Source organism: Tenacibaculum sediminilitoris, from assembly GCF_964513795.1.
GTDB lineage: Bacteria > Bacteroidota > Bacteroidia > Flavobacteriales > Flavobacteriaceae > Polaribacter > Polaribacter sediminilitoris.
Map to the genome: position 1 here is coordinate 1 of NZ_CAZEQR010000039.1, position 4,037 is coordinate 4,037.

Annotated in this window: 4 protein-coding genes and 1 pseudogene; 2 read left to right on the top strand and 3 right to left on the bottom strand. The window is 32.9% G+C overall.

What is annotated here, in order from left to right; translation table 11 throughout:
* A pseudogene (locus ACKTSW_RS09595) lies at positions 1-814 on the bottom strand (hypothetical protein); the annotation flags it as partial.
* A 141-nt stretch (positions 815-955) separates the two neighbouring features.
* On the opposite strand from ACKTSW_RS09595, the gene ACKTSW_RS09600 reads away from it, so the two are divergent.
* Entirely contained in the window at positions 956-1,297 is a 342-nt protein-coding gene (locus ACKTSW_RS09600) for a helix-turn-helix domain-containing protein (RefSeq protein WP_121147442.1), read from the top strand.
* 115 nt (positions 1,298-1,412) lie between these two features.
* The gene (locus ACKTSW_RS09605; RefSeq protein WP_408025047.1) at positions 1,413-1,790 is read left to right on the top strand and encodes a hypothetical protein; all 378 of its coding nucleotides are present in this window, start codon (positions 1,413-1,415) and stop codon (positions 1,788-1,790) included.
* Here ACKTSW_RS09605 and ACKTSW_RS09610 read toward each other — a convergent pair.
* Entirely contained in the window at positions 1,776-2,177 is a 402-nt protein-coding gene (locus ACKTSW_RS09610; protein ID WP_408025048.1) for a hypothetical protein, read from the bottom strand. The two genes, ACKTSW_RS09605 and ACKTSW_RS09610, sit on opposite strands and share 15 nt — an antisense overlap.
* A complete protein-coding gene (locus ACKTSW_RS09615; RefSeq protein WP_408025049.1) occupies positions 2,161-3,780 on the bottom strand; it encodes an RHS repeat domain-containing protein in 1,620 nt (539 codons plus the stop codon). The genes ACKTSW_RS09610 and ACKTSW_RS09615 overlap by 17 nt, the downstream gene beginning before the upstream one ends.
* Positions 3,781-4,037 lie beyond the last annotated feature (257 nt).

The following is a 4,037-nucleotide window of genomic DNA, read 5'->3' on the forward strand; positions in this document are numbered from 1 at the left end:
GGGTGGTACAGCCTGCTACTGATACTGGACCTTCTACTGTTAAGTGTATCGTTTTAGTTGTTCCTTTGCTATCTTTATGTACGACCGTTTTTGTTATTCTCTTTTTAGACTGTAATTCTCGTAGTGGGTACAGGACACTTTCTGCTCCGTCTAGGTCTTCTATTAAAATAAGCTTGTGTTGTAATTCTGTACGAGTGAAGTAATAAAAGGCATTGGCTGATAATACGGTAATTTCCACCTTATCTTCTTCCGGGATAAGTTCTGCTACTTTACTTTGTAGGTGAGTTTTTCCTACTCCGCTACTTCCTAAACTAATACAGTGTAAGGGGTTGTTTGTTTTACGACTGGTAAAAATGAGATACATCAGCAGGCGGTTGGTTTCTTCTCCGATTACCCCGCTTCTGCCGATGTACTCATTGGTTCTAGGTAGCAATTTTCCCTTTTTTAAAAAGTCGATAGCTTCTTTCTCTTCCGTAGCATTTAGAGTTTTGTATGGTGGCTTGTTGGCTTGCTCTTGTTTATCCAGCAGTAAGAACCTGTAATTTTCTAACTCGTGGGTTAATTCTTGTAAAGTCTTTCGTACCACACTTGTACCGATGGCTAAACGTTCTGCCAATCTTCGTACAAACTTTTCGACTTGCGTATCGTTGTACAGGTCTATTGAGTGGCGTACAATATTGTTTGATTTAACCTTTTGAACCGACACCGTGACCCGTAAACTCTCTAGTTTATTTACTCTAATACCTCCTAAAACATGTATCTCTAAGTGCTTTGTTAGGTAACTATAGTTGTTCGTATTGGTGGTATCTAACATTTTTTAAAATATTTACTTGTTCATATTTGCATCAAAACTACTATATATAAATCATTTCGCAAAATCATATCATGCTTTTTTAATTCGTTTTTGAACAGTATATTTGTGAAAATTGATTAAATAAGCATCATAACTATTGATATGAGTACATTTGGTAAGCGTTTGCGTGATTGTAGAAAGGATAAAAATTTATCTCAAAATGAGGTAGCCAAAGCTCTTAATACTAACCACTCTGTTATTGGTAAGTATGAGCGTGATGATGTGAACCCATCTATTGATGCTGTTAAAAGATTAGCTGAACTTTTAGATACTACTGTAGCTTACCTTGTTGGAGAAACAGATACCAACGAACTTCTTAAAGATGCTGATATGTTACGTAGATTAAAAGATATTAGTGAACTACCTCAAAAAGATAAGGAAGCTATCTTATATAATTTAGATGCTCTTTTAAGAGACGCTAAAACTAGATTGGCTTATAAATAAAGTTAATTAGTTTTTTTATGAACTTTTTTAGCTTTAAAATTTAGTTTTATTAGAATACTTATTGAGAGTTTAACTTAAGGTTATTAATATAAAAAAGCTAAAATTAAATAATAATATGAACCACCAAGAAGAGTATATTCAATATACCGTAGAAAATTTTGTTCATTTAATTCTTAATGAAAACATTGAAAAAAAAGAGTTATATGCCAAGGTTCAAAAAATAGAGGCTAGTGAAGAACTAACATCTAAGGCTCTTCAAAGAGTTGATTTTGCATATAAAAGAATAGAAGAACCTTTAGAAAATGACATTAAATACTTATTGCTTATTTTTCCTTTTGGGACGGTGAATCGTACAAATAATGGTAGTCTTTTTGATGTACAAAAAAATAAGGAACTAGGGTTTAAGAAAAAAATAGAAGAGTACCATAAGTACTCTTCTATCGGTCTATTTATATATATAATTATTATTATTTTAGCACTAATCTTTTTTTAGGTAAATAAGATTAGCTAAAAGTTTTTCTTCTTTTAAAACTAATTTTCCGTCCTTTAAGTTAATTATCCTATATTTTCCATGACCTATGCTAATTACACTGTCTTTTACAGTATATTTAATTTTAATCTCATCACTGTTATTAATTGAGAAAAGCATTTTTTCAGAACTAATAAAGTTCATCATTACTTTTTTTCTAAAAGGTTTTCCATCAAACGTAATATTGCTACCATCATTACCATCTAATGTCGTTATTTTATAAGAATCCCATTTACCCAACAAAAGATTACTATCTAATGTTGTATTTTGACTATAAATTCCTCCTGTAAGAAATAAAAATATAGCTATTAAATGAATTTTTTGATTAGTTATTTTATTTATTTTCTTCATCTTTTTTATTATTGTAGTAGCTATAAATAAGTTTTGCCATCGAAGAAATATACTTAGCATTTTCTGTAATATATTTACTAGCCCCATTTACACCTTCCTTTGTTGTTAAATCAAAATCTTGCCCAGATAAGAAAAGACCTATACTTGCATGTATAGCATTTAACCTGCTTTCAACCCCTTGAACAGTTGATTTGTCATTTCTAACATCGAATAACCCATCTTGAACTATATTAATATTACCTCCAGGAATTACGCTTTCTGCAAATTGAAATGTCCATTTTGACATTAATTCATCACGAGAGGGGTCAGAGTTAGAAGTAACAGCTGCAACAATACCTATTGCTCCCAAGCCTCCTTTTACATTTTTAGCTAATTTCTGTACTGGGTTTCCGTTTTTAATAACATTTCCAAAACGATCAAAAGCTTGTCCAATACCTTTCTTAGCAGCTTTACTAGTTAAAAATTCAGTACTTCCTTCTAAAGCTACTTGACTAGCTACACCTGCTCTTGTTTGCGTGTTTTTATTATTGTCTCCTATAGTTTTTAAAGAATCATATAGTCCCACAACTTGCCCTGCACGACCTGTGAAAGTAACTGCTGTTGCATAATATATATTAAGTGCATATCGTTGACCTGCGGTAATTCTATGAACAGTAATAGTACCATTAGAAGACTTCGAACCTTTTCCTGTAAAAGGACCTGGAACAGGTTCTTGACCATCGGGATCTACAAAAAATATAGGGTTATTCTTAGCATAACTATATGGAGATACTTCTACAAATTTTTCAGCTAATGGGTCAATATTCATCCAACGACCTGCCCATTTATCGTAATTTCTAGATCCAAAGTCTAAAGTAGCTAAGCCATTTTCATCGTTCTCCTCTTTACCATTATACCCAAATGGATAGTATGCTCCATTTACATTTGTGTTATACCCTTCATGGGTTCCTCCAAAGGGATAATAATTTTTTTCATCCAAAATTTCGGTAGCTACTTGTATAACTCCATCATTATTTAAGTCTGCATAATTCAAGCGTACATTTCCTATATGGTCGGTATACGAATACACATAATTAAATGTATCATTGTCATTCTTCACATACCCTTCAGCATGTTTAAAGTCTTTTAATGCACCATTTACATATCTAAACCCTCCTGCATACTCTGTGGTAACGCCATTACTTACTTTTTTAAGTTTAGCACCTGAAGCATCGTAGGTATATTTAATTGGTTGACCTCCTACATTGATTTGCACTGGTAAGTTTAAGTGATTGTACGTAATATTTGAGGTGATACCTTTATTTGTATCAGTTAGCATATTTCCGTTCGCATCGTAGGTGTAATCATCTGTTGTATCTACTGTACTACCTAGCACATCATCTTTAAACCCAAACTGGTCTATAGTAGCTCCATCTGAGATTCTCATGAGTTTATTACCATTATCATAGGTATAGGTTAAATTATCCATCGTACCGAAGCTTGTTGCTCCTACATTTAAATGCCCTTTTCTTACAAGCGTCTTGATATTCCCATTTTTGTCATAGGTTACATTTTGTAGGTTATATCGCCCTGTATTGTCGATAGCACTTACAATGCGGTTCATTGCGTCATACGAAAAAACATATCGATTACTTACAGGGTTGCTCGTATTGTTTACACTTAACGTATTCCAATGAGTTTCACTTATGTTCCCATTAAACAGGGGTGTAGCACCGTTTTGAGGCTTGTTGTAGTTGATAGTAAAGTTAAATAAATCACTGCGTTTTTTTTCTCCGTATACCCTTTTTTACCGCATACATCTCCAGAAAATTTGTAAAAAGAACGTCCTGCCTGCATTACATCGTCTGGTAAATGTAAAAA